The following is a 23,327-nucleotide window of genomic DNA, read 5'->3' as shown; positions in this document are numbered from 1 at the left end:
GTCGTACTCCCGAAAGCAGTCCGTGAGCCTCAAGAACGCGCCCCAGCCTGGCTCGACCGACCCGTCGATCATCCGCAACTTCTGCATCATCGCGCACATCGACCACGGCAAGTCGACGCTGGCCGACCGGATGCTCCAGCTGACCGGTGTCGTCGACGAGCGCGCGGCGCGGGCGCAGTACCTCGACCGGATGGACATCGAGCGCGAGCGCGGCATCACGATCAAGTCGCAGGCCGTGCGGATGCCGTGGACCGTGCCGGGCGACAACGAGGAGGGCGCCGAGCCGGGCACCTACGTCCTCAACATGATCGACACCCCCGGCCACGTCGACTTCACCTACGAGGTGTCCCGCTCGCTCGAGGCGTGCGAGGCCGCGGTCCTGCTCGTCGACGCCGCCCAGGGCATCGAGGCCCAGACGTTGGCCAACCTCTACCTCGCGATGGGCGCCGACCTCCACATCATCCCGGTGCTCAACAAGATCGACCTGCCCGGTGCGATGGTCGACAAGTACGCGGCCGAGCTGGCCGGCCTCGTCGGCTGCGAGCCCGAGGACGTGCTGCGGGTGAGCGCCAAGACCGGTGTCGGCGTCGCCGGGCTCCTCAACGAGATCGTCAAGCAGACGCCGCACCCGGTGGGCGACGCCGACGCGCCCCCGCGCGCCCTGATCTTCGACTCCGTCTACGACACCTATCGCGGCGTGGTCACCTACGTCCGCGTGGTCGACGGCAAGCTCACGCACCGCGACCGCATCAAGATGATGTCGACCAGCGCCGTGCACGAGATGCTCGAGGTGGGCGTGATCAGCCCCGAGCCCGTCAAGGCCGCCGACCTCGGGGTCGGCGAGGTCGGCTATCTCATCACCGGCGTGAAGGACGTGCGCCAGTCACGTGTCGGCGACACCGTCACCAGCCAGCACCACGGGGCCACCGAGGCGCTGGGCGGCTACAAGCACCCCAACCCGATGGTCTACTCCGGGCTGTACCCGATCGACGGCGACGACTACCCGACGCTGCGCGACGCCCTGGAGCGGCTCCAGCTCAACGACGCCGCGCTGACCTTCGAGCCGGAGACCTCCGGCGCGCTCGGCTTCGGCTTCCGCATCGGCTTCCTCGGCCTGCTCCACATGGAGATCACCCGTGACCGGCTCGAGCGCGAGTTCGACCTCGACCTCATCTCCACCGCGCCCAACGTGGTCTACGAGGTGGTGATGGAGGACGGCACCGAGGTCACGGTGACCAACCCGAGCGAGTACCCCGAGGGCAAGATCGCCGAGGTCCGCGAGCCGGTGGTCAAGGCGACGATCCTCAGCCCGAGCGACTACATCGGCACGATCATGGAGCTCTGCCAGACCAAGCGCGGCAGCCTGCAGGGGATGGACTACCTCTCCGAGGACCGCGTCGAGATGCGCTACACGCTGCCGATGGGCGAGATCGTCTTCGACTTCTTCGACCAGCTCAAGTCCCGCACCAAGGGCTACGCCTCCCTCGACTACGAGCGCTCCGGCGAGCAGGCGGCCGACCTGGTCAAGGTCGACATCCTGCTGCAGGGCGAGCCGGTCGACGCGTTCTCGGCGATCGTGCACAAGGACGCCGCCTACGGCTACGGCGTGATGATGGCCGGCAAGCTCAAGGACCTCATCCCGCGCCAGCAGTTCGAGGTGCCGATCCAGGCCGCCATCGGCGCCCGCGTGATCGCCCGCGAGAACATCCGCGCGATCCGCAAGGACGTGCTCGCCAAGTGCTACGGCGGCGACATCAGCCGCAAGCGCAAGCTGCTGGAGAAGCAGAAGGCCGGCAAGAAGCGGATGAAGAACATCGGCACCGTCGAGGTCCCGCCCGAGGCCTTCGTCGCGGCGCTGTCGACCACGCAGCCGACGGAGAAGTCCGGCAAGAAGTGACCGTCGTCCGGGCCGAGGACGTCGCGCCGCAGCCGTGGCCCAACGGCGGCGGCACGACGCGTGAGCTGCTCCGTGCGGCTGACCGCTCGTGGCGGATCAGCCTCGCCGAGATCGTCTCCGACGGTCCGTTCTCGGTGTTCGGGGGCCAGCACCGGGTGCTCACCGTGGTCGACGGCCCGGTGCTCTCGCTCGACGTCGACGGCGAGGCCCACGTCGTGGAGCCGCAGCGGCCGTTCGCCTTCCCGGGCGACGCCGAGGTCGTCGCCTCGGTGCCGGAAGGGCCGGTGCGCGCGCTCAACGTGATCGCCGACCCGGGCGTCACGGCGTACGTCACGGTGCTGGAGCTCGGCCGCTCGTCCACCCTGCCGCTCGCGGCGGACCAGGCGGCGTACGTCGTGAAGGGCGGCGGCGACCTCGCGATGAGCAGCCTGGTCGCCGGACCGGGAGAGGTCGTCGGTCGGTGCACCGTCGCGGTCGTCACCCTCGAGCGGGTCGGCTGACCGGTCCGTCGGTCCGTCCCGGCGGGTGGAACCGCAGCACGACGTTGCTCGTCACACCTGCCATGACGGCCCGCAGGACGTGCGCAGCGGCGGTGCTCGTCGTCGGCTCGCTCCTCACCGGGTGTGCCGACGGTTCGCAGTGCGAGGCCGGCGCCCACGTCGTCCGTGAGGTCGGCCCCTCGCTGGTCCTCGACTCGGCGACCGGGGTCGACGGCGAGCCGGTGCGCGTCCTCGAGCTGTCCCGCCTGCGCCTCGACGGCGTGCCGGTGGATCGACGCCTCCTGGTCTCCTCGCCCCGGTCCGCCGGGCTCTCCCTCGACGGTGGTCGTCTGGTCTGCGACCTGCCCTGCGGGCTCGCGGGAACGGCCGGCCGGTGGCAGTTCCGGGTCACCGGACCTGCGGCGGGCACCGCGCTGGTCGATGCCCTCGGTGAACCCCGGCTCGATCCGGGCGGCTGCAGCCCGACGGTCGGCCGGGTGCCCGAGATCGCGCTACGACTCGAGCCGGCCGACGCCCCCTGAGGCTGTCGCCGGGCCGGGCCGACCAATCCGTGCCGGCCCGCCGCCGCGAAGAACCGGCATGCTCCTCGCCGACCGGATCCGCGTCGAGCTGATCCGCGCCGGTGCCCGCTTCACGGTGTCCTACGGCGAGGACCTGCGCTTCGCCGGCCAGGACCTGCCGCGGCCGACCCGTACGCACGTCCCGACGCGGCACGGACGGGTCCCGGTGCGCCTCTACCGTCCCGGTCCGGGGTCGCTCCCCGTGCACGTGCACCTGCACGGCGGCGCCTTCCTGATGCGCCACTCGGGGATGGACGACTGGTGGTGCCGCTACGTCGCCGCCACCGCCGGCGTCGTGGTCGCCAACGTCGACTTCGAGGTCGCCCCGCGCGTGACCTACCCGGTGGCACAGCACCAGGCCCACGACGTCGCCGCACACCTGGCCGCGGACGGCACGCCCGTCTCGGTCGGCGGCTTCAGCTCCGGTGGCGGGCTGGCGGCGTCGGTCGCCCTCCAGGCCCGCGACTCCGGCGCCTTCACCCCGACGCTCCAGGTGCTGGGCATCCCGGCGCTGGACCTGTCGGCCGAGCCACGTGACGACGACCCCGGGATGATCTCGCCGGACCTGCGGCGCCTGGTCAGGCGCGTCTACTTCCCCGACCCGGCGACCCGCCTCGAGCCGTACGCCTCCCCGCTGCTGGCCGACGACCTGCGAGGGCTGCCGCCCGCCGTCGTGCTGACCGCCGAGCGCGACGTCCTGCGTGCGGAGGGAGATGCGTACGCCCACCGGCTGCGGGCGGCCGGCGTACGGGTGGTGCACGACGTGACCCCGGACGTCGACCACTACTTCCTGACCGAGGACCCGGTGCGGGCCCGCACCACCATGGCGATGGTGGCCGAGGAGATCCGCGCCGCTACACCTGCTCGCGGATGAGCGAGACCTCCGTGACGGTGATGTCGAGAGCCGCCTGGAGCGCGGCGACCGGCTCGTCGAGCTCGGCCCGGCGCGGGCGGCGGGTCCGGGCGAACCAGGTCACCTCGAGCGGCCGTCGCCTCGCCGTCCCGGCCGCCCGCCAGAACCCGGTGATCCGGCCGTCGACGAGCAGCGGGGGCAGCAGCATCCCGTTGGACTCGTTCCACAGGCGCCGGTGGCGCTCGGGCGTGACGAACCGGTCGCGGACCTTCGAGTCGTAGCCGCACAGCAGCGCGTCGAACTCCGGCAGCAGGCGCACGCCAGGCAGGTCCCGCGGCGGCGGCGCGTCGGACAGGTCGACGTAGGCGCGGCCGTCCGGGCCCACGTCCTCGACCACGTCGAGCCCGGCCAGTCCCTCCTCGACCGCCGCCACCGGCATGCCCGACCACCAGGCGACGTCCTGGCGCGACGACGGTCCGTGGGCCGTGAGGTGCAGGCGCACGACGTCGGAGACCGTCGCCGGCCCCGTCCGCTCGAACGTCGCGTAGACCGGCTTGCCCTGGCCCTCCCACTTCTCGCCCGAGGCCGGCCTGCGCACGAGCGCGCCGTGTGCGAAGCCGAGGTAGCGCCCGGGCCCGGCCGCGGCCGCGGCCAGCGAGCCGGGGGCGTGCCGGGCCAGCCAGTCGTCGACGTGGGCGCGCAGCTCGTCGGGCGTGCGCCACTCGTGGGCGAACTCCTCGACGGAGTCCCACAGCGTCGCGAGCTGCTCCTCGGCGAGCCCCAGCATCCGCGCCCAGCGCGGGTGCTGCCCGATCCGGGTGGCCTCGGCCAGCACCGTGTAGGCCCGCGGGCTCGCGGTGTGCACGGTCCCGCGGATCGTGCTGCCGCGGACGATCGCCCCGGAGGCGTACGCCTCGCTGATCTCCGCGTGGGTGGTGCCGGGAAAGCGTGCCCCGAGGCCGATGAACGCCGACCGGGCGGTCTGCGTCTGCAGGTCGCCGATCGCGTCCACCCGCGCGGCCACCGTGCCCGGGTCGTCGGGGAACTGCCGGGCCAGCGAAGCGGCGGCCAGGTCGTCCCAGCCGAGCACCACGCTCAGCCGCGCATCGGGCCGCCGGTGCGGCCGTAGGACTCGGCGACGATCTCCGCCACCACGGACAGCGCGATCTCACCCGGATTCTTGCCGCCGAGGTCGTGGCCCGCCGGCACGTGCAGGGTGCTGACGTCGACGCCCTCGGCGAGGAGGTCGTCGAGGAGTCCCGCAGCCCGGCCGCGGCTGGCCATCATGGCGACGTACGAGGCCTCCGAGGCGAGCGCCGCGCGCAGCACGGCAGGTGCGTCAGGGGCGTCGTGGTCGCACAGCACCACCGCGTCACCGGGCCGCGGGTGCAGGCCCGGCCCGCCGTCGTCGGCGGCCTCGACGACCACGGTGCGCCCGACCGTCGAGGCGATCACGGCGATGCTGCGCGCGATCGGGTTGTCGGTGAGGACCAGGATGCGGCCCTGTCCGACGGGGTCGTCCGACCACGGCTGCTCACGCAGGCTCATACGCGTACTCGCTTCGCTCCGTGCGCGCATGAGGCACATGACGCGCTGTGCTTGATGACGAGCTCGCTGCGCTCGCTCATGGCTGACAGCGTGGCACCGCACGCGTCGGCCCGCCACCTCGTGCGTCGCCGTGGCAGAGTGTGCCGGGGCGTCGAGACGACAGGGGGACGACGTGGCCAGAGAAGTGTCCATCTCGCGCGAGGGCAGCGCGCAGGTCGTGCGGACGATGCACGAGCTGGGGAGCCAGACCTCCCACGCCCACTCCTTCGTGGGGTGGAACTCGGCGATGGAGCAGACGGACGCGTTCCGCGGGTTCCTCGGGCTGTTCAAGGGCGAGTACACCTCCGCCTACAACGACCTCCGCCAGTGCCTCGACGACGCCTACCACGCGGCCTTCGAGCTCGAGGACGCCATCGCCGACGCGCGCCGCGACATCCTCCGCGCGGACCGCGACGTCACGGAGTCGCAGGCGACCCTGCAGGTGCGCACCGAGCAGGTGCAGCCGGGGATGGGACCGGGCATGGACGTTCCGGGCTGGTCCGACCCGGTGAAGGGCCCGCTGACGGCCGGCAACACCGTGCACTCCGCCCTGAACTCACCCGAGGTGGACGACGCCATCCGCAACTCCGGGCCCAACCCGCCGCAGCACGCGGCGTCGCACACCCCGACCCACTCGCCGCTCGCGCCGCTCGACGCGATCGAGGCCACGATGAACGTCGTCCACCACGCCGGTGAGAACGACGAGGCACAGCAGGACGAGGAGACGATGCAGCAGTACCTCGACAGGAAGAGGCGCGAACGATGAGCTACGCCGTGACCCTGCGCGACCCCCGCGGCGTCCTGGTCTCGGGCCCGGCAGGCGCCGACGGCGACCTGGTCGAGCAGATCAAGGACAACTGCGGCTTCGTGGTGCGCGGCATCAACTGGGTGCTGGAGCAGATCGGCATCAACCTGCTCGACGCCCTCTTCGACAAGCTCGCCGGCGACTTCTCCACCGTCAGCGTGATGGCCGAGGACTGGCGGCGCACGGGCATCGCCGCCGGGATCCTCGCCGAGAACTACCGCGCCATGGCCGAGGCCATCCCCGAGGTGTGGACCGGGGACGCCGCGGTCGCGCTCACGGCGAAGCTCGACGAGTTCGGCGACAGCATGGCCGACGCCTCCGAGTGCGTGGACATGATCCAGATGGCGATCGGCGACATGCTGGCCGCCACGAAGGCAGCGATGGAGGTCGTCGCCACGACGCTCAGCCTGATCGACGACCTGTGCATGTACTTCGCCGGCAGCCTCGCCAAGCTGGCGAAGGAGATCTTCACCGGCGGGCGCCGGATCCGCGAGATCATCTCCCTCGCCCGCGACGTCGTCCGGATCCTCGAGGAGCTCGCCGACCTGGTCCCGGCCCTCACCAAGACCGCCGCGGCCGTGTCGGTGGTCATGCGGGGACTGGACTTCGTCGTGCTCGGCTCGACGGCGAAGAACAACTCCGACGTCGCCGACCAGGCCGACGACGCGTCCGACCACCTCCCGTCGTTCCCGAGGGGGCGCTGATGTCCGGACGCGACAGGCGCGCGGCCGACATGGCCGAGCTCCGTACGACCGTGAGCCGGTTGCGCGCCGAGACGGCGGCCTTCCGCGACCGCATGGTCCAGGCCAAGGCGGCGTTGGAGCCGCGGGCGGAGCGCGCCCGGGCCGATCGCGAGGCGGCGATGGCCGAGCTCCGGCACGACTTCAACAACGGCCAGGTGCCTGCCCAGGACCGGGCGCTGCTCGAGCGGGTGCTCACCGGGCGGACGACCTGGCGGGCCGTCTACTCCGGCGAGGACGACCACTGGACGGCGGTCGAGCACCGCGAGCGCTTCGGCCGCGAGCTGTCCGACGGGGTCGAGCAGCTGGTCCACGACGACGACGAGCTCGCCGACCTCCTCCGCGACCTCCAGCGTCGCGCCGGCCGTGAGGAGCGCGATGGCTGAGCGGGCGCTGCTGTCGGCGTTCTGGTGGCGACTGACGCACAGCAACTTCTTCTACGTCAACCGACTCGTCGCCGCCGTGGGTGCCGTGCTCGCGCTGAGCTACATCCACCTCGCCATCGTCTACAGCGGCGGCGAGAACCCGTGGTCGCTCCTGGCGCCCGCCCTGGCGGTGCCCGCCATCGGCTGCTTCGTCGTGGGGTGGACGTACGCCCGCGCGCTGCCCTACCTCGGCGGGATCGTCCTCGCACTCGTCGGGGGCGTGCTCCCGTTCGCCCTCATCGGGTGACCGCGCCCCGGATCCCGGACGGGCTGCTGGCCCAGCGGACGCTCGGGGCGGACTGGGGTCGCTGGCTGGACCGGCTGCCGCGACTCGCGGACGAGCTGCTCGGCGAGTGGCAGCTGCGTCCGGCGGGTGCAGCGCTGCACGGCTACTGCTCGTTGGTCCTGCCGGTGTCCGATGTCGACGGAGCCCTCGCCGCCCTCAAGATCAGCTTCGACGGCGACGAGGAGTCCCGTCACGAAGGGCTCGCGCTCCAGCACTGGGCCGGACGCGGAGCCGTACGCCTCCGCAGGGCCGACCCGCGCCGGCGCGCGCTGCTGCTGGACTGGCTTCCCGGCCCGGACCTCGGCGACACGTGGGACGTCGAGGCGTGCGGGGTGGTCGGCGACCTCTACGGCCGGCTCCACATCTCCGCGCTGCCCCAGCTCGCGAGCGTCGCGGCGTACGTCGAGCGCTGGCTGCGCGACCTCGAGGAGCTCGGGCGCGACATCCCCGTCCCACGGAGGTACGTCGAGCAGGCGCTGTCGCTGGGTCCCGACCTGCTCGCGTCCGGAGGCGATCCCGTGGTGGTGCACGGCGACCTCCACTACGCCAACGTGATGGCGGACGACACGGGGGAGTGGGTCGCCATCGACCCCAAGCCGATGGCGGGGGACCCGCACTACGAGCCCGCGCCCCTGCTGTGGAACCGGATGGACGAGCTGAGCGGCCCCGGTGCCGTCGGCTCCCTGCGCGACGGACTGCGCCGGCGCTTCCACGAGGTCGTCGACGCGGCCGGCCTCGACGAGGACAGGGCGCGCGACTGGGTGGTCGTCCGCATGGTCCTCAACGCCGGCTGGAGCGTCCAGGACGCGCGGCGGGCAGGGCGCGACCTGCGTGTCGACGAGCAGGACTGGATCACCCGCTGCATCGCGATCACCAAGGCCGTGCAGGAGTGACGTGCAGGACCGGGAACGACCGCCGGACGGGCCGAAAGTCTGCTTCTGGGCCACTCCACGTGAGAAATCGCCGTGTTTGCTACCGCTCGGTAAACCCCGTGATCTAGGTTACAGCCAAGTCAGCCAGCACGCCCCCGCTGTGGCGCCCCCGCGTCACGCCCTCGACGAATGAGTAGGTAGCAGATGCCGATCACCATCGACACGGCGTTCCTCGACACGATGCCGCCCAACGTGGCGGTCCAGTTCTTCGACCGGGTCGCCGCGACCCCCGACGCCGAGGCCTTCCGGTTCCCGCGCGGCGAAGCCTGGGAGTCGGTCACCTGGAAGCAGGCCGGCGACAAGGTGGAGGCGCTCGCCGCGGGACTGATCGCGCTGGGCGTCGAGCCCGAGCAGCGCGTCGGCATCGCGTCCGGCACGCGCTACGAGTGGATCCTCGCCGACCTCGCGATCATGTGCGCCGCCGGTGCCACCACCACGGTCTACCCGACCACCAACGCCGAGGACACCGTCTACATCCTGGGTGACTCCGAGAGCCGCGTGGTCTTCGCGGAGGACGACGAGCAGCTCGCCAAGCTGATCGCGCACCGCGCGGAGCTGCCCCACGTCAGCAAGGTCGTCACCTTCGAGGGCAAGGCCGACGGTGACTGGGTGATCTCGCTCGACGACCTCGCCGCGATGGGCGCCCAGAAGCTGGCCGAGCAGCCCGACATCGTGCGTACGACGTCCGCGGCCATCGCGCCCGACCAGCTCGCGACCCTGATCTACACCTCCGGCACGACCGGTCGCCCCAAGGGCGTGCGCCTGCGCCACTCGTCGTGGGTCTACGAGGGCGAGGCCATCCGCGCGCAGGGCATCCTCTCCGAGAGCGACCTCGAGTTCCGCTGGCTGCCGATGGCCCACTCGTTCGGCAAGGTCTTGATGTCGACGCAGATGGCCTGCGGGTTCGCCGCCGCCATCGACGGCCGCGTCGACAAGATCGTCGACAACCTGGGCGTCGTGAAGCCGACGTTCATGGGTGCCGCACCGCGCATCTTCGAGAAGGCCCACGGCCGCATCGTCACCATGCAGGCGGCCGAGGGCGGGGCGAAGGAGAAGCTCTTCAAGGCCGCCTTCGCGACCGGTCTCGAGGTCGAGCGCCTCAAGCGCGAGGGCAAGTCGGTCCCGATCGGGCTCAAGGTCAAGCACGGCCTGTTCGACAAGCTGGTCTTCAGCAAGGTGCGCGACCGCTTCGGTGGACGCGTCCGTTTCTTCATCTCAGGTGCCGCCGCGCTCAACCGCGACATCGCCGAGTGGTTCGGGGCGGCCGGCATCACCATCCTCGAGGGCTACGGCCTCACCGAGACCTCGGCGGGGTCCTTCGTCAACCACCCCGACCGCAACAAGTTCGGCACCGTCGGCCCGGTGTTCCCGGGCAGCGAGGTCAAGCTGGGCGACAACGACGAGGTCATGATCAAGGGCCCCGGCGTCATGGACGGCTACCACAACCTCCCCGAGGAGACCGCCCGCACGCTCACCGGCGACGGCTGGCTGCACACCGGCGACAAGGGCGCCCTCGACGAGGACGGCCACCTGGTCATCACCGGCCGGATCAAGGAGCTCTTCAAGACCTCCGGCGGCAAGTACATCGCCCCGCCGGCGATCGAGTCGAAGTTCAAGGCCGTGTGCCCCTACGCCAGCCAGTTCATGGTGTTCGGGGAGGACCGCAACTACTGCGTCGCCCTCGTCACCCTCGACCCCGACGCGATGGCGGGCTGGGCCGAGGCCAACGGCATGAGTGGGGCGTCCTACACCGAGATCGTCCAGTCCGAGGCCGTCCAGGCGATGGTCGCCGGCTACGTCGACGAGCTCAACAGCCACCTCAACCGCTGGGAGACCATCAAGAAGTGGAAGCTCCTCGACCACGACCTCACGGTCGAGTCGGGCGAGCTGACCCCGTCCATGAAGGTCAAGCGCAACGTCGTGCAGGGCAACCACCAGGCGCTGATCGACGAGATGTACGCCTGACACGTCGTCGAAGCACGGGTGCCAGTGGGAGACCACTGGCACCCGTTCGGCATCTGCGGCGTGGTTGGATACCCGCGTGCCCCCCGCGCAACCCGACGGCGACGTCGCCCCCGAGGACGGCCTGCTGCCCGACGAGGCGTGGGCCCAGTTCGGCACCCGACCGTTCGGCCTCTACATCCACGTCCCGTTCTGCTCGGTGCGGTGCGGCTACTGCGACTTCAACACCTACACCGCCCACGAGCTCGGCGACGAGGTGGGCGCGAGCCGGTCGTCGTACGCCGAGGCGGCGATCCGCGAGATCCGGTTCGCCCGCCACGTGCTGGGCCACCGTGACGTGCCGATCGAGACCATCTTCTTCGGCGGCGGGACGCCCACCCTGCTGAAGCCGGCCGACCTCGGCGCCATCGTCGCGAGCGCCGCGGCCGAGTTCGGCCTGGCCGACGACGTCGAGATCACCACCGAGGCCAACCCCGACAGCGTCGCGGCGTGGGACCTCGACGAGCTGCGCACCGCAGGGTTCAACCGGATCAGCTTCGGCATGCAGTCCGCGGTCGACCACGTGCTGCGCACCCTGGACCGCACGCACGACCCGATGCGGGTGCCGGCCGCGGTCGAGTGGGCGCGGCAGGCGGGCTTCGAGGACATCTCCCTCGACCTGATCTACGGCACCCCGGGGGAGTCGCTCGCCGACTGGGAGACGTCCGTCGACGCGGCCCTGGCATGTCGGCCCGACCACGTCTCGGCCTACTCCCTCATCGTCGAGGAGGGCACCGCGATGGGCAGGCAGGTCGCCCGCGGCGAGCTGCCGATGCCCGACGAGGACGACCTCGCCGACAAGTACCACCTCGTCGACGAGAAGCTGTCTGCCGCCGGGATGAGCTGGTACGAGGTGTCCAACTGGGCGACCTCGCCCGACCACTGGTGCCGCCACAACCTCCTCTACTGGACCGGCGGCCACTGGTGGGGCGTCGGCCCCGGCGCGCACTCCCACGTCGGCGGGGTGCGCTGGTGGAACGTCAAGCACCCGGCCGCGTACGCCGAGCGGCTCGCGCGCGGGGTCTCTCCCGCGCTGGCCCGAGAGGTGCTCGGCTACCACGACCAGAGGGTCGAGCGGATCATGCTCGAGATCCGGCTCGTGGAGGGGCTGCCGGTCACGGCCCTCGACGCCTCGGGCCGCTCGCACGTCGCCCGGATGGTCGCCGACGGACTCGTCGAGCTCTCTGCCGAGCGCCTGGTCCTGACCCAGCGAGGGCGCCTGCTCGCCGACGCCGTGGTCCGCGACCTGACCGACTGACCACGCTGGACCGCGGATCTCGATACGGGTCGGCCAGTGCTTCGCTGCGCTCAGCTCTGGCCGAGCCCTCCTCAACCTCCCGACGTGATCTTCCCTGAGCAAGCTCAGGGAAGCGTCGTGAAGTCGATGAGCTCCTCGACCCGGCCGAGGAGGGCGGGCTCGAGGTCGGCGAAGGAGGTCACCCGACCGAGGATGTGCTTCCAGGCACGCGCGATGTCGGCCTGGTCGCGGTGGGGCCAGCCGAGCTGCTGGCAGGTGCCGGTCTTCCAGTCGATACCCTTCGGGACGTGCGGCCAGCGCGGGATGCCGAGGCGGTCGGGCTTGACCGCCTGCCAGACGTCGATGAACGGGTGCCCGACGACGAGCACGTGCTTGCCGATGGGGGAGCGGGCGATGCCCTGCGCGATGCGGGCCTCCTTCGACCCGGGGACCAGGTGGTCGACGAGCACGCCGACGCGCCGCTGCGGGCCCGGCTTGAAGTCGCGGAGGTGGTCGGCGAGGTCGTCGACACCGCCGAGGTACTCCACGACGACGCCCTCGACGCGCAGGTCGTCGCCCCAGACCTTCTCGACGAGCTCGGCGTCGTGGCGGCCCTCGACGAAGATGCGGCTGGCCCGCGCCACGCGGGCGCGCGCGTTGGGCACCGCGACGGAGCCCGAGGCCGTACGGGTGGGCGCGACAGGCGCACCGGCGCGCACCGGACGGGTGAGGATCACCGGCTTGCCCTCGAGCAGGAAGCCGGGGCCGAGCGGGAACGTACGCCGCTTGCCGCGCCGGTCCTCCAGCGTCAGGGTGTCGATGTCACGGTCGACCGCGACGACCTCGCCGCACCAGTCGGTGGTCACCTCCTCGACGACCATGCCGAGCTCGGTGGGCATCTCGGTGGCGCGGCCGTTCCTGGGGACACGCCAGTCGCCGGAGAGGACGTCGGTTCCGTAGCGATCCTGAGGCACTCGGCTACGTTAGGCGCCCAACGGCTCGAGGACGGGGTGGCACGCCGTGCAGTCACGCACGACCATGAGGACGACACCCGCGCCCGTACGCCGACACACGCGCGGGCGGATCCGCGCGCGTCTTCGTGGCGGCTACGAGGAGGACGGCGTCTTCCGTCCGGTGCGTCTCCCGCTGTGGATCGACCTGGGCATCTCGGCGCTGATCGTCCTTGGCGCCGCCGCGATCTTCGTCGGCTTCTTCCTGTGGCTCGCCCACACCCAGGGGCGCTGAGCATGAGGGCGCGCGGGCGGACGACGCAACACAGGGACATCGCGCGGTCGTTCGGCGGACGCAGCGGCTTCGTGTCCGAGGAGCTCGACAGGGGCGGGAAGCCGCCCGAGCAGATGACCCGTGCGGAGCGGACGCTGGCGTGGTGGCAGTGGTCGGACGCCGCCAACCACTACGAGGACTATGCCGACGAGAACCACTTCCGGCTCAACCGGCTCGTGCCGTCGGCCGAGCTCCTGCTGGCGATCGGGATCGTGGTGGTCGTCGTCGGCGGCTACGGCGCGTTCATCGCCTACCTCGCGCTGACCCGCTGACGTCCGGTGGGGCTCACTCCTCGGCGGAGGTGCCCTCGGTGCCGTCGCCCTGGGTGGGCGCCTGGCTCGCGCCGTCGTCGTTGCCCAGGTCCTCCTGGGTGGCGTCCATCTCGAGCTCCTCGCGGCTCTTGGTCTCCTCGGCGTCGGGGTCGAGGGGCTCGGCGAGCGGGTTGTCCTCGCCGGGCTGGAGGTCCTCGGGCAGCTGGTCGTCGGTGATCCCGCCGAGGCTCGCCTCGTCGGGCGACGCGGTGTCGCCGGAGTGGTCGGCGTCGGCGGGGCTGGTGCCGCTGCCGGCCTCGGGCGTGTCGGTCGACTCGGCGTTGTCGGTCTGGGACTCGCTGTTCTCGGTCATGCCCCAGTCCTACCGACCCCCGTGCGCCCCGGCCAGCCCCGTGGGGGTGGGACGGCTCAGACCAGCGGGAGGCGCTTCTGGCTGCGGGGCAGGTGCTCGTAGCCCAGGCGTACGGCGCTCTCGAGCAGCGTCGGGTCCCACGGCCACTCGCCCTGCGCGAGCGCCTCCGACTGCGGCACGCCCCGCGAGGCCAGGTCGCGGATGGTCTCGGCGACCACGCCGAGGTCAAAGCGCTGGTCCTGGACGAACGCCTTGTCGACGACCTTGCCATGGCCGGGCACCACCACCGTCGCGTCGGTCATCAGGCTGAGCACGAGGTCGAGAGTGGTCGGCCACTCCAGCGGCCAGGAGTCGTCGCCGATGAAGGGCGGGTCGGACTCCTCGACCAGGTCGCCGCCCAGCACCACGTCGGCGTCGGGCACCCGTACGACGAGGTCGCCGGCCGTGTGCCCGCGGCCGGGGTGGATGAGCTCGACGGCCCGGTCACCGAGGTCCAGCTGGACCGCCGAGGAGAAGGTGTGGGTGGGCAGGTGAAGGGTGGTCGCGAGGACCTCGTCGCGACGTGGGTCCTCGGTGTCCTGCTCGTAGCGCGCGAACGTGTGTCGGGCCGAGGCCTCCATGTGGCCGCCCGCCCACTCGGTCGCGTGGATCGGCAGGTCGCCGAACTGCTCGACCATGGTGGCGTTGCCGAAGTGGTGGTCCCAGTGCTCGTGGGTGTTGACCAGGCCCGTCAGCGGACCCGCGCCCAGACGGCGTACGTCGTCGGCGACCCGCCGGGCGTCGGCGGCGGACCCGTGCGTGTCGACCATCAGAAGCCCGTCGGAGCCGCCGACCAGGGTGATGTTGACGTGCATCCAGTCGTAGTGCGCCACCCACACCCGCGGCGCGACCTCGGTGAACCGGGGAGTGGAGTCGGGCATGTCCGCGAGCCTACGGTTGCCTTGTAGAGTTGGCACTCCGGGCAAACGAGTGCCAACAACCGGATCGACGTGCAGAGGAGGGCTCGATGGTCGACGACCGCAAGCTCGACGTGCTCCGCGCGATCGTGGAGGACTACGTCGCCACCGAGGAGCCCGTCGGCTCCAAGGCGCTCGTCGAGCGGCACGGCCTCGGCGTCTCGCCGGCCACCGTCCGCAACGACATGGCGGCGCTCGAGGACGAGGGCTACATCCACCAGCCGCACACGAGTGCCGGCCGGGTCCCGACCGACAAGGGCTACCGGCTCTTCGTCGACAAGCTCGCCACCCTCAAGCCGATGAGCGCCGCGGAGCGGCGGGCGATCGCCACCCTGCTCGACGGTGCCGTCGACCTCGACGACGTGGTCCAGAAGTCGGTGCGGCTGCTCAGCCAGCTCACCCGCCAGGTCGCGATCGTCCAGTACCCCACGCTCTCGCGCTCCACCGTGCGCCACATCGAGCTCGTGTCGCTGACGCCCACCCGTGTGATGGTGATCCTGATCCTCAGCACCGGGCGGGTCGAGCAGCGCCTCGTCGAGCTCGAGGCGGCGATCGTCGACACCGACCTCGCGGAGCTGCGGGTCGCGGTCAACCAGGCCAGCGCGGGCGTGCAGATCGCGGCGGCCGCCGCCGCCCTCGGCGAGCTGCCCGACGCCGTACGCCCCGAGCAGGTCGACTCGGCCCGCGCGATCGTCGGCGTGCTGGCCGAGGCGATGTCCGACCACCGCAACGACGAGCGCGTCGCGGTCGGCGGCACCGCCAACCTCGCCCGCTACGGCGACTTCGACACCGCCGTGCGCCCGCTGCTCGAGGCGCTCGAGGAGCACGTCGTGCTGCTCAAGCTCCTCGGGGAGTCGGGCACCGACGCCCTGACGGTGCGCATCGGGCACGAGGGCCCCTACTCCGAGCTCGCGGCCACGAGCGTCGTGGCCACCGGCTACGGCCCGCAGGAGTTCCACCTCGGATCCCTCGGCGTCGTCGGCCCCACCCGCATGGACTACCCCGGATCCATGGCAGCCGTGCGCGCGGTCGCGCGCTACGTCTCCCGGATCCTCGATGAAGGAAACCAGTGACCCAGGACCCCTACGAGATCCTCGGCGTCTCGCGTGACGCCGGCGCCGACGAGATCAAGAAGGCCTACCGCAAGCTCGCGCGGCAGCTCCACCCCGACGTCAACCCGGACCCGGAGACGCAGGAGCGCTTCAAGGACGTCTCCCGCGCCTACGAGGTGCTCAGCGACCCCGGCAAGCGGGCGGCGTACGACCGTGGCGGCGACGCGTTCAGCCAGGGCTTCGGCGCCGCCGGGCAGGGTTTCAGCTTCACCGACATCATGGACGCGTTCTTCGGCGGAGGCGCCCCGGGCGCAGGTCAGTCGCGCGGTCCGCGCTCGCGGGCGCGACGCGGCCAGGACGCGCTGATTCGCCTCGACGTCGAGCTCGCCGAGGCCGCCTTCGGCGTCACCCGCGACCTCAAGGTCGACACGGCGCTGCGCTGCGAGGCGTGCGAGGGCGAGGGCACCGCGCCCGGCACCAAGCCCATCGCCTGCGAGACGTGCCACGGCCAGGGCGAGGTGGCCGTCGTCCAGCGCTCGTTCCTCGGCGAGATCCGTACGCTCCGCCCGTGCGCGGCGTGCCGCGGCTACGGCTCGATCATCCCCGACCCGTGCCGCGAGTGCTCCGGCGACGGCCGGGTCCGCTCGCGTCGCACCCTGACGGTCAAGATCCCGGCCGGCGTCGACCACGGCACCCGCGTCCAGCTCACCGGACAGGGCGAGGTCGGTCCCGGCGGCGGCCCGGCTGGCGACCTCTACGTCGAGATCCACGTCGAGCCGCACCCGACCTTCACCCGGCACGGCAACGACCTCCACACCACGATCTCGCTGCCGATGACGGCGGCCGCACTCGGCACCCAGCTCACGCTCCCGCTGCTCGAGGCGGACCTGCCGACGTCCGAGGACTCGGAGACCGTCACGACCTTCGACCTCGAGGTCCGACCCGGCACCCAGTCGGGCAGCGAGCAGGTGATCCGCGGCTTCGGTGTGCCCAGCCTGCGCGGCGGGCGCGGTGACCTGGTCGTGAGCATCTCCGTCGACACCCCGACCCGCCTCGACCCGCGCCAGGAGGAGCTGCTGCGCGAGCTCGCGGCGATCCGGGGCGAGGAGTCGCCCGACGGCCAGGTCGAGGCGCCGCACAAGTCGATGTTCGGACGCCTGCGCGACGCCTTCCAGGGCTGAGCGGCGTGTCCCTCCCCGTTCACCTCGTGCCGTCGCTGGCCGAGGCGTCGGTCGGCTCGACGGTCGAGGTGACCGGGGACGAGGCGCACCACGCCGTCGCCGTACGCCGCCTGCGCGACGGTGAGCAGGTCGTGCTCACCGACGGGGCCGGGACCTCGGTCACCGGCACCGTCGCCGCGACCGGCAAGCGGGTCTTCACCGTCACCGTCGCGGCTGTGGCCCGCGAGGAGCGCCCCGAGCCGGCGTTCACTGTCGTCCAGGCGCTGCCCAAGGGCGACCGCGGCGAGCTGGCCGTCGAGGTGCTCACGGAGGTCGGCGTCGACCGCGTCGTGCCGTGGGCGGCCGCCCGCTCCGTCGCGGTCTGGAAGGGCGAGCGCGCCGCGAAGTCCCACGCGAAGTGGCAGGCCACGGCCCGCGAGGCGGCCAAGCAGTCGCGCCGCTCGTGGCTGCCGACGGTCTCCCCGCTGGCGTCGACGGCCGACGTGGGCGCGCTGGTCGCTGACGCCGACCTCGCCGTGGTGCTGCACGAGGACGCGACGGTCCCGCTCAGCTCGCTCGACGTCCCCGCCGCCGGCCGCATCGTGGTCGTCGTCGGCCCCGAGGGCGGGATCGCCCCCGACGAGCTCGCCGCGCTCACGGCCGCGGGCGCGCACTCCGTACGCCTCGGCGCGGAGGTGCTGCGCACGTCGACCGCCGGCGTCGTGGCCGTCGCGGCGCTGCTCGCGCGTACGCCCCGCTGGTCCTGACTGGGCCAGCCGGCCCGCGCAGGCCCTACTGCACGGTGATCGTCTTGGTGTCGACCGCAGCCCCGGGGCCTTCCGTGCCGCCGCTCGGGTCGTCGGTCTCGCACTTCACGACGACCTCGCCCGTCACGCCGTCGAGCGGCAGGGCGACCTCGAAGGGGAACAGCCGCTCCTCCATCCAGCCGTCCGACTGGTAGGCCTCCAGCGCGACCTCCTGGCCGTCCTGCAGGAGCCGGCACGGCCCGCTGGCCTCGAACGAGTTCGCCACGCCGGTGACGGTGAGCGTGTCGCCGGTGACGGTGTCGCCCTCGGCGGGGGAGGTGATGCTGACCAGGTTGAGCGTCCGCAGCGCGTTGCCCGCCTCGAACTCGGTGTCCGTCGGCAGGCCGAAGATCCCGAAGCCCGGGTCCACGCGCTGGATGACGACCGGCACCCGCTCCTGCTGGACGCCCTGCAGCGTGTAGACGAGCTGCTGGAGGGCCAGCCGGGCGTCGCGCCTGCTCATGCCGTCCGGGCGCTGGGTGAAGCCGTCGGACGGGATCTCCACCACCAGCAGGCCGTCGGTCGCCTGGACCGAGGAGATCTCCACCCCGGGCCACAGCGTGCGGTAGTCCGGGTCGTCGGGCTGGCCGCCGGCGACGAGCCGGGCGGCCTCCGTCAGCGGGTCACCCTCCACCCGGTGGAACTCGCGGAACAGGACCGTACGTCCGCCCGGTCCGTCGCCGGCGAAGTAGACCGGGACGGCGGTGCCGGCGGCCGACGGGGACCCCGACGGGGACTCGGCGGGCGACTCGGAGGAGGAGTCCGACGGGGACTGCGAGGGTGACTTCGTCGCTTGCGCGCCGTCGGTCGCGGTGGGCTCGCTCGCCTCGTCGGAGGCCGGGCGCGTGCCGTCGCCTGTGCACGAGGCGAGGGCCAGGGTCGTCGCCGCGACGACGGCGGTGGCACCCGCCCAGCGACGTACGCGTCGGGCCGGGGCGGTGGGGAAGGTCATGTCGCTCACGGTAGTGGGACGCACGCCTCGCCCCTCCGGTTACACGCCGTCGGTTACACGCCGCCGACCCAGACCCTAGGCTGGGGAGATGAGCGCCACGTCGGACGACTGCATCTTCTGCACCATCGTCGCCGGGGAGATCCCGGCCGACGTGATCGGGCGCAGCGAGCACGCCATCGCGTTCAAGGACCTCAACCCGCAGGCGCCGTTCCACGTTCTCGTGGTGCCGCTCGACCACCACGAGAACGCCGCCGCCTCCGCCGCGGCCGACCCTGCGGTGATCGGCCACCTCGTCGCACTCGCCGACACGGTCGCCCGCGAGTCCGGCAACCCCGACTACCGCCTCATCGCCAACACCGGCGCCGCCGTCGGGCAAAGCGTCTTCCACACCCACTTCCACGTGCTCGGCGGCTCGTCGCGCATGTCCGAGTCCCTGATCTGAGCAGCCGTGTCCCGATCCCGTAGCTCCAGACCCCGACCGTCCCGGCGCCGCCAGGCGCTCGCCGCCGCCCTGACCCTCGGCCTGCTCACGCTCGCCGGGTGCGGCGGGGGTTCCGCCGAGGGCGACCGGAGCGCCACCCAGCCGGCCGAGCAGCCGGCGAGCACCTCGCCGACCGCGGAGGAGGCGGCGGCCGGGTCGCACGGCAGCGGGCACTACGCCGAGCCCGCGAAGTCCAAGAAGCTGCGTGCCGGCGAGACCCGTACGACGATCGCGATGCCGGGCAGCTACACGCCGGACGCGCCCTACGGCACCGGCACCGACGACTACCGCTGCTTCCTGCTCGACCCGGGCCTCGAGAAGGACGCGTGGCTCACCGGCACCCAGGTGCTGCCGGGCAACCCCGACGTCGTGCACCACGTGATCCTCTTCCAGGTCCCGCCCGAGCAGGTCGCGGCGGCGAAGGCCAAGGACGCCGGCGAGGACGAGGAGGGCTGGACCTGCTTCGGTGGCACCGGGCTCGACCAGTTCCAGGACGTCAACCGGTCGTCGTGGATCGGAGCCTGGGCCCCCGGCGGCGAGGAGTCGGTGGTCAAGCCCGGCTACGGCGTACGACTGCGCAAGGGCAGCCAGGTCGTCATGCAGGTCCACTACAACCTGCTAGCGGGCCAGCAGCCCGACACCTCGGCCGCGCAGCTGCGCCTCGCGCCCGGCAACCGGAAGTACCAGGGCCTCACCACCATGCTCCTGCCGGCACCGGTCGAGCTGCCCTGCCGCCCGCAGCACTCCGACGGCGAGCTCTGCGACCGTGCGGCCGCTGTGGCCGACGTCAAGGAGCGATTCGGCGCCGACGGCAACACCGCCGACCTCCTCCACCTCCTGTGCGGCGGCGAGCCCGAGCCCGGCCGGACGCAGTCGTGCCTGCGCACCCTCGGTGAGCCGGTCACCATCCACGGCGTCGCCGGCCACATGCACCTGCTCGGTCGCTCGATCAGGATCGAGGTGCGGCCGGGCACACCGCAGGCGCAGACCGTCCTCGACATCCCGGTCTGGGACTTCGACGACCAGGGGAGCCGGCCGATCGAGCCGATCACCCTGCAGCCGTTCGAGCAGGTGAAGGTCACCTGCACCCACGTCCAGTGGCTGCGCGACAAGCTCCCCGCGTTCGAGGGCCAGCCCGACCGCTACGTCGTGTGGGGCGAGGGCACCACCGACGAGATGTGTCTGGGAATGCTGCAGGTCACCCGCCCCTGAGGACGTCCCGCCCCTTTCGGGTGGGCCGTACGCCCCGCGCTCGGTAGCATGGAGGGGCTCTGCCACCGACCCGGAAGGCCGCCCGCACGGGCATCCATGACTGCCACGAACCAGCCAGGCACCCCCGAGGAACGACCGACCCACACCGTGGTCGTCCCCAACAGCATCGACATGGTCTCGGTCCTGGGCCCGGGCGACGAGCACCTCCGGCTCATCGAGCGCGCCTTCGACGCCAGCGTCCACGTCCGCGGCAACCGCATCACGCTGGCCGGCGAGTCGGCCGAGGTCGCCACGGCCGAGCGCCTGCTCGACGAGATCGTGACGCTCGTGCGCACCGGACAGGGCGTCACCGGCGAGACGGTCGAGCGGATCATCCAGATGCTGCGCGCGGAGACCCACGAGCGGCCGGCCGACGTGCTGAGCCTCAACATCCTGTCCAACCGCGGCCGCACGATCCGACCCAAGACGCTCAACCAGAAGCGCTACGTCGAGTCGATCGACAAGAGCACGATCACGTTCGGCATCGGCCCCGCGGGCACCGGCAAGACCTACCTGGCGATGGCGAAGGCCGTGCAGGCCCTCCAGGCCAAGGAGGTCAACCGGATCATCCTGAGCCGTCCGGCCGTCGAGGCGGGGGAGCGGCTCGGCTTCCTGCCCGGCACCCTCAGCGAGAAGATCGACCCCTACCTGCGCCCCCTCTACGACGCGCTGCACGACATGGTCGACCCCGAGACGATCCCCAAGCTGCTGGCCGCCGGGACCATCGAGGTCGCCCCGCTGGCGTTCCTGCGCGGTCGCTCGCTCAACGACTCCTTCATCATCCTCGACGAGGCGCAGAACACGACCCCCGAGCAGATGAAGATGTTCCTCACGCGCCTCGGCTTCGGCTCCCGCATCGTCGTCACGGGCGACACGAGCCAGGTCGACCTGCCGTCGGGCACCAAGTCCGGCCTGCGCGTCGTCGAAGGGATCCTCGACGGGGTCGACGACATCACCTTCTGCCGCCTGACCGGCACCGACGTCGTGCGCCACCGGCTGGTCGGGCGCATCGTGGAGGCCTACGAGGTGTTCGACGCCGACAACCAGCCCCACCCGCGCACCGGGCCCAAGAAGACCGAGCGGGGACCGCGATGAGCATCGAGGTCCTCAACGAGTCGGGCCTCGAGCTCGACGTACGCCGGCTGTCGCGGCTCGCGCGCTTCGTGATGGAGCAGATGCGGGTCCACCCGCAGGCCGAGCTGTGCATCAAGGCGGTCGACGAGGACACCATCGCCGCGCTCAACGGGCAGTGGATGGAGAAGGACGGACCGACCGACGTGCTGGCCTTCCCCATGGACGAGCTGCGCCCGGGCAAGGTCAACGAGGAGCCCGAGGAGGGCGTCCTCGGCGACCTCGTGCTGGCGCCGTCGGTCGCCGAGCGGCAGGGGGTGGAGGCCGGACACGGCCGCGAGGCCGAGATCGACCTGCTCACCGTGCACGGCGTCCTGCACCTCCTCGGCTACGACCACGCCGAGCCCGAGGAGCACGCGGTGATGTTCGGGCTCCAGGGCGAGCTGCTCGACGCGTGGCGCGCCTCGTCCGACGCCGCACCCGACGTCTCGCCGCCCGCCACCTGAGGCGGGCGACGACATGACTGCTGACATCTGGCAGCTGGGCTCGGCCACCCTGCTGGTCCTGCTCGCCGGCCTGTTCTCGGCCGCGGACGCCGCCCTCGGAGCCTTCTCGCGCGCCCGCGCCGAGGAGCTGAAGGCCGAGGGCCGTCCCGGTGCACCGCGACTGGTGAGCTTGCTCGACGACCCCGCCCGCTACCTCAACACGGCGTTGCTGATGCGCCTGCTCTGCGAGATCAGCGCCATCGTCCTCGTCGCCACGTGGGCCCGCGACGCCTACCAGGGCTCGCCGGTCCCGACGTTCCTCACCACGATCGGCGTGATGCTGGTGGTGTCCTTCGTGGTCATCGGCGTCGCCCCGCGCACCATCGGTCGCCAGCACGACGTACGGGTCGCGCTGGCCTCCGCCGGTCCGATCTCGCTCGTCACCACGATCCTCGGTCCCATCCCCGCCCTGCTGATCCTGCTGGGCAACGCGATCACCCCCGGCAAGGGCTTCAGCGAGGGTCCGTTCTCGACGGAGACCGAGCTGCGCGAGCTGGTCGACCTCGCCGAGGCGTCGGCGGTCATCGAGTCCGGCGAGCGGCGGATGATCCACTCGGTCTTCGAGCTCGGCGACACCATCACCCGCGAGGTGATGGTCCCGCGGCCCGACGTGGTTTACATCGAGCGCCACAAGAACCTGCGCCAGACGCTCTCGCTGTTCCTGCGCAGCGGCTACTCCCGCATCCCCGTCGTCGACGAGAACCTCGACGACATCGTCGGCATGGCCTACCTCAAGGACCTCGTGCGTCGCGACTTCGAGGCTCCCGACGTGGAGTTCACCCAGCGCGTCGACGAGGTGATGCGCCCGGTCCACTACGTCCCCGACTCCAAGCCGGTCGACGCCCTGCTGACCGAGCTGCAGGCCCGCCGCCAGCACATCGCGGTCGTCGTCGACGAGTACGGCGGCACCGCCGGCCTGGTCACCATCGAGGACGTGCTGGAGGAGATCGTCGGCGAGATCACCGACGAGTACGACGCCGAGGAGGTCGAGGTCGAGCACCTCGACGGCGGCGCCATCCGGGTCTCGTCCCGCTACCCGGTCGACGACCTCGACGAGCTGGTCGGCTTCGACGTCGTCGACGACGACGTCGACAGCGTCGGCGGCCTCATGGCCAAGCACCTCGGCAAGGTCCCGATCCCCGGGTCCGTCGTGGAGTGCCACGGCCTGCGCCTCGAGGCCGAGCGCGCCACCGGGCGGCGCAACAAGATCGAGACGGTGCTGGTGACGGTGCTCTCGCCCGAGACCGCGGACGAGGTCGACGACGGGTCGTCGTCGGTCACCTCCGCCGGCCGCTGACCCGGACGTACGCAGGCAGGCCGCA

General features: G+C 71.9%; 27 protein-coding genes. 21 read left to right on the top strand and 6 right to left on the bottom strand.

What is annotated here, in order from left to right; all coding sequences use genetic code 11:
- The first annotated feature begins 22 nt into the window (after positions 1-22).
- The 4 genes from lepA (at position 23) to AC57BS_RS03070 (ending at position 3,831) form a co-directional block, all read left to right on the top strand.
- Positions 23-1,897 (top strand): translation elongation factor 4, encoded by a 1,875-nt coding sequence (lepA, locus tag AC57BS_RS03085; protein WP_496410006.1) that lies wholly within the window; start codon positions 23-25, stop codon positions 1,895-1,897.
- Positions 1,894-2,397, top strand: a complete 504-nt coding sequence (locus tag AC57BS_RS03080) for a HutD/Ves family protein (protein ID WP_496410005.1) — start codon at positions 1,894-1,896, stop codon at positions 2,395-2,397. The genes lepA and AC57BS_RS03080 overlap by 4 nt, the downstream gene beginning before the upstream one ends.
- A gap of 62 nt (positions 2,398-2,459) precedes the next feature.
- On the top strand, positions 2,460-2,918 hold the full coding sequence (locus tag AC57BS_RS03075) for a hypothetical protein (RefSeq protein ID WP_496410004.1): 459 nt from the start codon (positions 2,460-2,462) through the stop codon (positions 2,916-2,918).
- Positions 2,919-2,976: 58 nt separating this feature from the next.
- Positions 2,977-3,831 carry an alpha/beta hydrolase fold domain-containing protein gene (locus tag AC57BS_RS03070; protein WP_496410003.1) on the top strand — a complete coding sequence of 285 codons (855 nt, stop codon included), beginning with the start codon at positions 2,977-2,979 and terminating at the stop codon, positions 3,829-3,831.
- Here the strand turns inward: AC57BS_RS03070 and AC57BS_RS03065 are convergent.
- Together AC57BS_RS03065 and AC57BS_RS03060 are read right to left on the bottom strand one after the other, a co-directional pair.
- Positions 3,812-4,903, bottom strand: a complete 1,092-nt coding sequence (locus tag AC57BS_RS03065) for a winged helix DNA-binding domain-containing protein (RefSeq protein ID WP_496410002.1) — start codon at positions 4,901-4,903, stop codon at positions 3,812-3,814. The two genes, AC57BS_RS03070 and AC57BS_RS03065, sit on opposite strands and share 20 nt — an antisense overlap.
- A 2-nt stretch (positions 4,904-4,905) precedes the next feature.
- Positions 4,906-5,358 (bottom strand): XdhC family protein, encoded by a 453-nt coding sequence (locus AC57BS_RS03060; protein WP_496410001.1) that lies wholly within the window; start codon positions 5,356-5,358, stop codon positions 4,906-4,908.
- Positions 5,359-5,530: 172 nt separating this feature from the next.
- Between AC57BS_RS03060 and AC57BS_RS03055 the strand changes: the two genes are divergently transcribed.
- The 7 genes from AC57BS_RS03055 to hemW all read left to right on the top strand — a co-directional run bounded on the left by AC57BS_RS03055 (position 5,531) and on the right by hemW (position 11,844).
- On the top strand, positions 5,531-6,163 hold the full coding sequence (locus AC57BS_RS03055) for a hypothetical protein (protein WP_496410000.1): 633 nt from the start codon (positions 5,531-5,533) through the stop codon (positions 6,161-6,163).
- Complete coding sequence (locus AC57BS_RS03050) at positions 6,160-6,906, top strand: hypothetical protein (protein WP_496409999.1); 747 nt, start codon at positions 6,160-6,162, stop codon at positions 6,904-6,906. Before AC57BS_RS03055 ends, AC57BS_RS03050 begins: the two co-directional genes overlap by 4 nt.
- Entirely contained in the window at positions 6,906-7,328 is a 423-nt protein-coding gene (locus AC57BS_RS03045; RefSeq protein WP_496409998.1) for a hypothetical protein, read from the top strand. The genes AC57BS_RS03050 and AC57BS_RS03045 overlap by 1 nt, the downstream gene beginning before the upstream one ends.
- Entirely contained in the window at positions 7,321-7,614 is a 294-nt protein-coding gene (locus tag AC57BS_RS03040) for a hypothetical protein (protein WP_496409997.1), read from the top strand. The genes AC57BS_RS03045 and AC57BS_RS03040 overlap by 8 nt, the downstream gene beginning before the upstream one ends.
- On the top strand, positions 7,611-8,546 hold the full coding sequence (locus tag AC57BS_RS03035) for an aminoglycoside phosphotransferase family protein (RefSeq protein ID WP_496409996.1): 936 nt from the start codon (positions 7,611-7,613) through the stop codon (positions 8,544-8,546). Before AC57BS_RS03040 ends, AC57BS_RS03035 begins: the two co-directional genes overlap by 4 nt.
- 183 nt (positions 8,547-8,729) lie before the next feature.
- Positions 8,730-10,550, top strand: a complete 1,821-nt coding sequence (locus tag AC57BS_RS03030) for an AMP-dependent synthetase/ligase (protein ID WP_496409995.1) — start codon at positions 8,730-8,732, stop codon at positions 10,548-10,550.
- Between the two features lie 76 nt (positions 10,551-10,626).
- Entirely contained in the window at positions 10,627-11,844 is a 1,218-nt protein-coding gene (gene hemW / locus AC57BS_RS03025; RefSeq protein ID WP_496409994.1) for a radical SAM family heme chaperone HemW, read from the top strand.
- A gap of 104 nt (positions 11,845-11,948) precedes the next feature.
- On the opposite strand, the gene AC57BS_RS03020 is transcribed toward hemW, so the two are convergent.
- Positions 11,949-12,797, bottom strand: a complete 849-nt coding sequence (locus AC57BS_RS03020) for a DUF3097 domain-containing protein (protein ID WP_496409993.1) — start codon at positions 12,795-12,797, stop codon at positions 11,949-11,951.
- Positions 12,798-12,861: 64 nt separating this feature from the next.
- Between AC57BS_RS03020 and AC57BS_RS03015 the strand changes: the two genes are divergently transcribed.
- Positions 12,862-13,068 carry a hypothetical protein gene (locus AC57BS_RS03015; protein WP_496409992.1) on the top strand — a complete coding sequence of 69 codons (207 nt, stop codon included), beginning with the start codon at positions 12,862-12,864 and terminating at the stop codon, positions 13,066-13,068.
- 2 nt (positions 13,069-13,070) lie between these two features.
- Positions 13,071-13,379 (top strand): hypothetical protein, encoded by a 309-nt coding sequence (locus AC57BS_RS03010; protein WP_496409991.1) that lies wholly within the window; start codon positions 13,071-13,073, stop codon positions 13,377-13,379.
- 13 nt (positions 13,380-13,392) lie between these two features.
- Here the strand turns inward: AC57BS_RS03010 and AC57BS_RS03005 are convergent, their stop codons facing one another.
- Together AC57BS_RS03005 and AC57BS_RS03000 are read right to left on the bottom strand one after the other, a co-directional pair.
- A complete protein-coding gene (locus AC57BS_RS03005) occupies positions 13,393-13,731 on the bottom strand; it encodes a hypothetical protein (protein WP_496409990.1) in 339 nt (112 codons plus the stop codon).
- 56 nt (positions 13,732-13,787) lie between these two features.
- Positions 13,788-14,651, bottom strand: a complete 864-nt coding sequence (locus AC57BS_RS03000; RefSeq protein WP_496409989.1) for an MBL fold metallo-hydrolase — start codon at positions 14,649-14,651, stop codon at positions 13,788-13,790.
- Between the two features lie 86 nt (positions 14,652-14,737).
- Here AC57BS_RS03000 and hrcA point away from each other — a divergent pair, with 86 nt between their 5' ends.
- Genes hrcA through AC57BS_RS02985 form a run of 3 tightly spaced genes read left to right on the top strand, consistent with a single transcriptional unit; the run spans position 14,738 to position 17,666 of the window.
- The gene (hrcA, locus tag AC57BS_RS02995) at positions 14,738-15,760 is read left to right on the top strand and encodes a heat-inducible transcriptional repressor HrcA (protein WP_496409988.1); all 1,023 of its coding nucleotides are present in this window, start codon (positions 14,738-14,740) and stop codon (positions 15,758-15,760) included.
- Positions 15,757-16,920 carry a molecular chaperone DnaJ gene (dnaJ, locus tag AC57BS_RS02990; protein WP_496409987.1) on the top strand — a complete coding sequence of 388 codons (1,164 nt, stop codon included), beginning with the start codon at positions 15,757-15,759 and terminating at the stop codon, positions 16,918-16,920. The genes hrcA and dnaJ overlap by 4 nt, the downstream gene beginning before the upstream one ends.
- A gap of 5 nt (positions 16,921-16,925) precedes the next feature.
- Positions 16,926-17,666 (top strand): 16S rRNA (uracil(1498)-N(3))-methyltransferase, encoded by a 741-nt coding sequence (locus AC57BS_RS02985; RefSeq protein WP_496409986.1) that lies wholly within the window; start codon positions 16,926-16,928, stop codon positions 17,664-17,666.
- A gap of 25 nt (positions 17,667-17,691) precedes the next feature.
- Here AC57BS_RS02985 and AC57BS_RS02980 read toward each other — a convergent pair whose 3' ends face one another.
- Positions 17,692-18,657 carry a Gmad2 immunoglobulin-like domain-containing protein gene (locus tag AC57BS_RS02980; RefSeq protein ID WP_496409985.1) on the bottom strand — a complete coding sequence of 322 codons (966 nt, stop codon included), beginning with the start codon at positions 18,655-18,657 and terminating at the stop codon, positions 17,692-17,694.
- Positions 18,658-18,745: 88 nt separating this feature from the next.
- Here AC57BS_RS02980 and AC57BS_RS02975 point away from each other — a divergent pair, with 88 nt between their 5' ends.
- From AC57BS_RS02975 to AC57BS_RS02955, 5 genes are all read left to right on the top strand, one after another.
- Positions 18,746-19,099, top strand: coding sequence for an HIT domain-containing protein (locus tag AC57BS_RS02975; RefSeq protein WP_496409984.1), 354 nt, complete (start codon positions 18,746-18,748; stop codon positions 19,097-19,099).
- 6 nt (positions 19,100-19,105) lie between these two features.
- On the top strand, positions 19,106-20,350 hold the full coding sequence (locus AC57BS_RS02970; protein ID WP_496409983.1) for a hypothetical protein: 1,245 nt from the start codon (positions 19,106-19,108) through the stop codon (positions 20,348-20,350).
- 96 nt (positions 20,351-20,446) lie between these two features.
- Positions 20,447-21,484, top strand: coding sequence for a PhoH family protein (locus AC57BS_RS02965; protein ID WP_496409982.1), 1,038 nt, complete (start codon positions 20,447-20,449; stop codon positions 21,482-21,484).
- Positions 21,481-21,966 carry an rRNA maturation RNase YbeY gene (ybeY, locus tag AC57BS_RS02960; RefSeq protein ID WP_496409981.1) on the top strand — a complete coding sequence of 162 codons (486 nt, stop codon included), beginning with the start codon at positions 21,481-21,483 and terminating at the stop codon, positions 21,964-21,966. The genes AC57BS_RS02965 and ybeY overlap by 4 nt, the downstream gene beginning before the upstream one ends.
- A 13-nt stretch (positions 21,967-21,979) precedes the next feature.
- Entirely contained in the window at positions 21,980-23,302 is a 1,323-nt protein-coding gene (locus AC57BS_RS02955; RefSeq protein ID WP_496409980.1) for a hemolysin family protein, read from the top strand.
- Positions 23,303-23,327: the final 25 nt, after the last annotated feature.

The sequence above is a fragment of the Nocardioides sp. BGA-UO-ETr-FS32 genome (assembly GCF_059567905.1).
This window is presented reverse-complemented; position numbering and strand designations above follow the sequence as displayed.

Bases quoted from the DNA above. Each gene is read 5' to 3' on its own strand.
- AC57BS_RS03075 (WP_496410004.1), top strand. From the start codon at position 2,460: ATGACGGCCCGCAGGACGTGCGCAGCGGCGGTGCTCGTCGTCGGCTCG.
- AC57BS_RS03060 (WP_496410001.1), bottom strand. From the start codon at position 5,358: ATGAGCCTGCGTGAGCAGCCGTGGTCGGACGACCCCGTCGGACAGGGC.
- AC57BS_RS03070 (WP_496410003.1), top strand. From the start codon at position 2,977: ATGCTCCTCGCCGACCGGATCCGCGTCGAGCTGATCCGCGCCGGTGCC.
- AC57BS_RS03010 (WP_496409991.1), top strand. From the start codon at position 13,071: ATGAGGGCGCGCGGGCGGACGACGCAACACAGGGACATCGCGCGGTCG.
- AC57BS_RS03050 (WP_496409999.1), top strand. From the start codon at position 6,160: ATGAGCTACGCCGTGACCCTGCGCGACCCCCGCGGCGTCCTGGTCTCG.
- ybeY (WP_496409981.1), top strand. From the start codon at position 21,481: ATGAGCATCGAGGTCCTCAACGAGTCGGGCCTCGAGCTCGACGTACGC.
- AC57BS_RS03030 (WP_496409995.1), top strand. From the start codon at position 8,730: ATGCCGATCACCATCGACACGGCGTTCCTCGACACGATGCCGCCCAAC.
- AC57BS_RS03045 (WP_496409998.1), top strand. From the start codon at position 6,906: ATGTCCGGACGCGACAGGCGCGCGGCCGACATGGCCGAGCTCCGTACG.
- AC57BS_RS02975 (WP_496409984.1), top strand. From the start codon at position 18,746: ATGAGCGCCACGTCGGACGACTGCATCTTCTGCACCATCGTCGCCGGG.
- AC57BS_RS02980 (WP_496409985.1), bottom strand. From the start codon at position 18,657: ATGACCTTCCCCACCGCCCCGGCCCGACGCGTACGTCGCTGGGCGGGT.
- AC57BS_RS03005 (WP_496409990.1), bottom strand. From the start codon at position 13,731: ATGACCGAGAACAGCGAGTCCCAGACCGACAACGCCGAGTCGACCGAC.
- AC57BS_RS03040 (WP_496409997.1), top strand. From the start codon at position 7,321: ATGGCTGAGCGGGCGCTGCTGTCGGCGTTCTGGTGGCGACTGACGCAC.
- AC57BS_RS03000 (WP_496409989.1), bottom strand. From the start codon at position 14,651: ATGCCCGACTCCACTCCCCGGTTCACCGAGGTCGCGCCGCGGGTGTGG.
- AC57BS_RS03015 (WP_496409992.1), top strand. From the start codon at position 12,862: ATGAGGACGACACCCGCGCCCGTACGCCGACACACGCGCGGGCGGATC.
- hrcA (WP_496409988.1), top strand. From the start codon at position 14,738: ATGGTCGACGACCGCAAGCTCGACGTGCTCCGCGCGATCGTGGAGGAC.
- AC57BS_RS02965 (WP_496409982.1), top strand. From the start codon at position 20,447: ATGACTGCCACGAACCAGCCAGGCACCCCCGAGGAACGACCGACCCAC.
- AC57BS_RS02955 (WP_496409980.1), top strand. From the start codon at position 21,980: ATGACTGCTGACATCTGGCAGCTGGGCTCGGCCACCCTGCTGGTCCTG.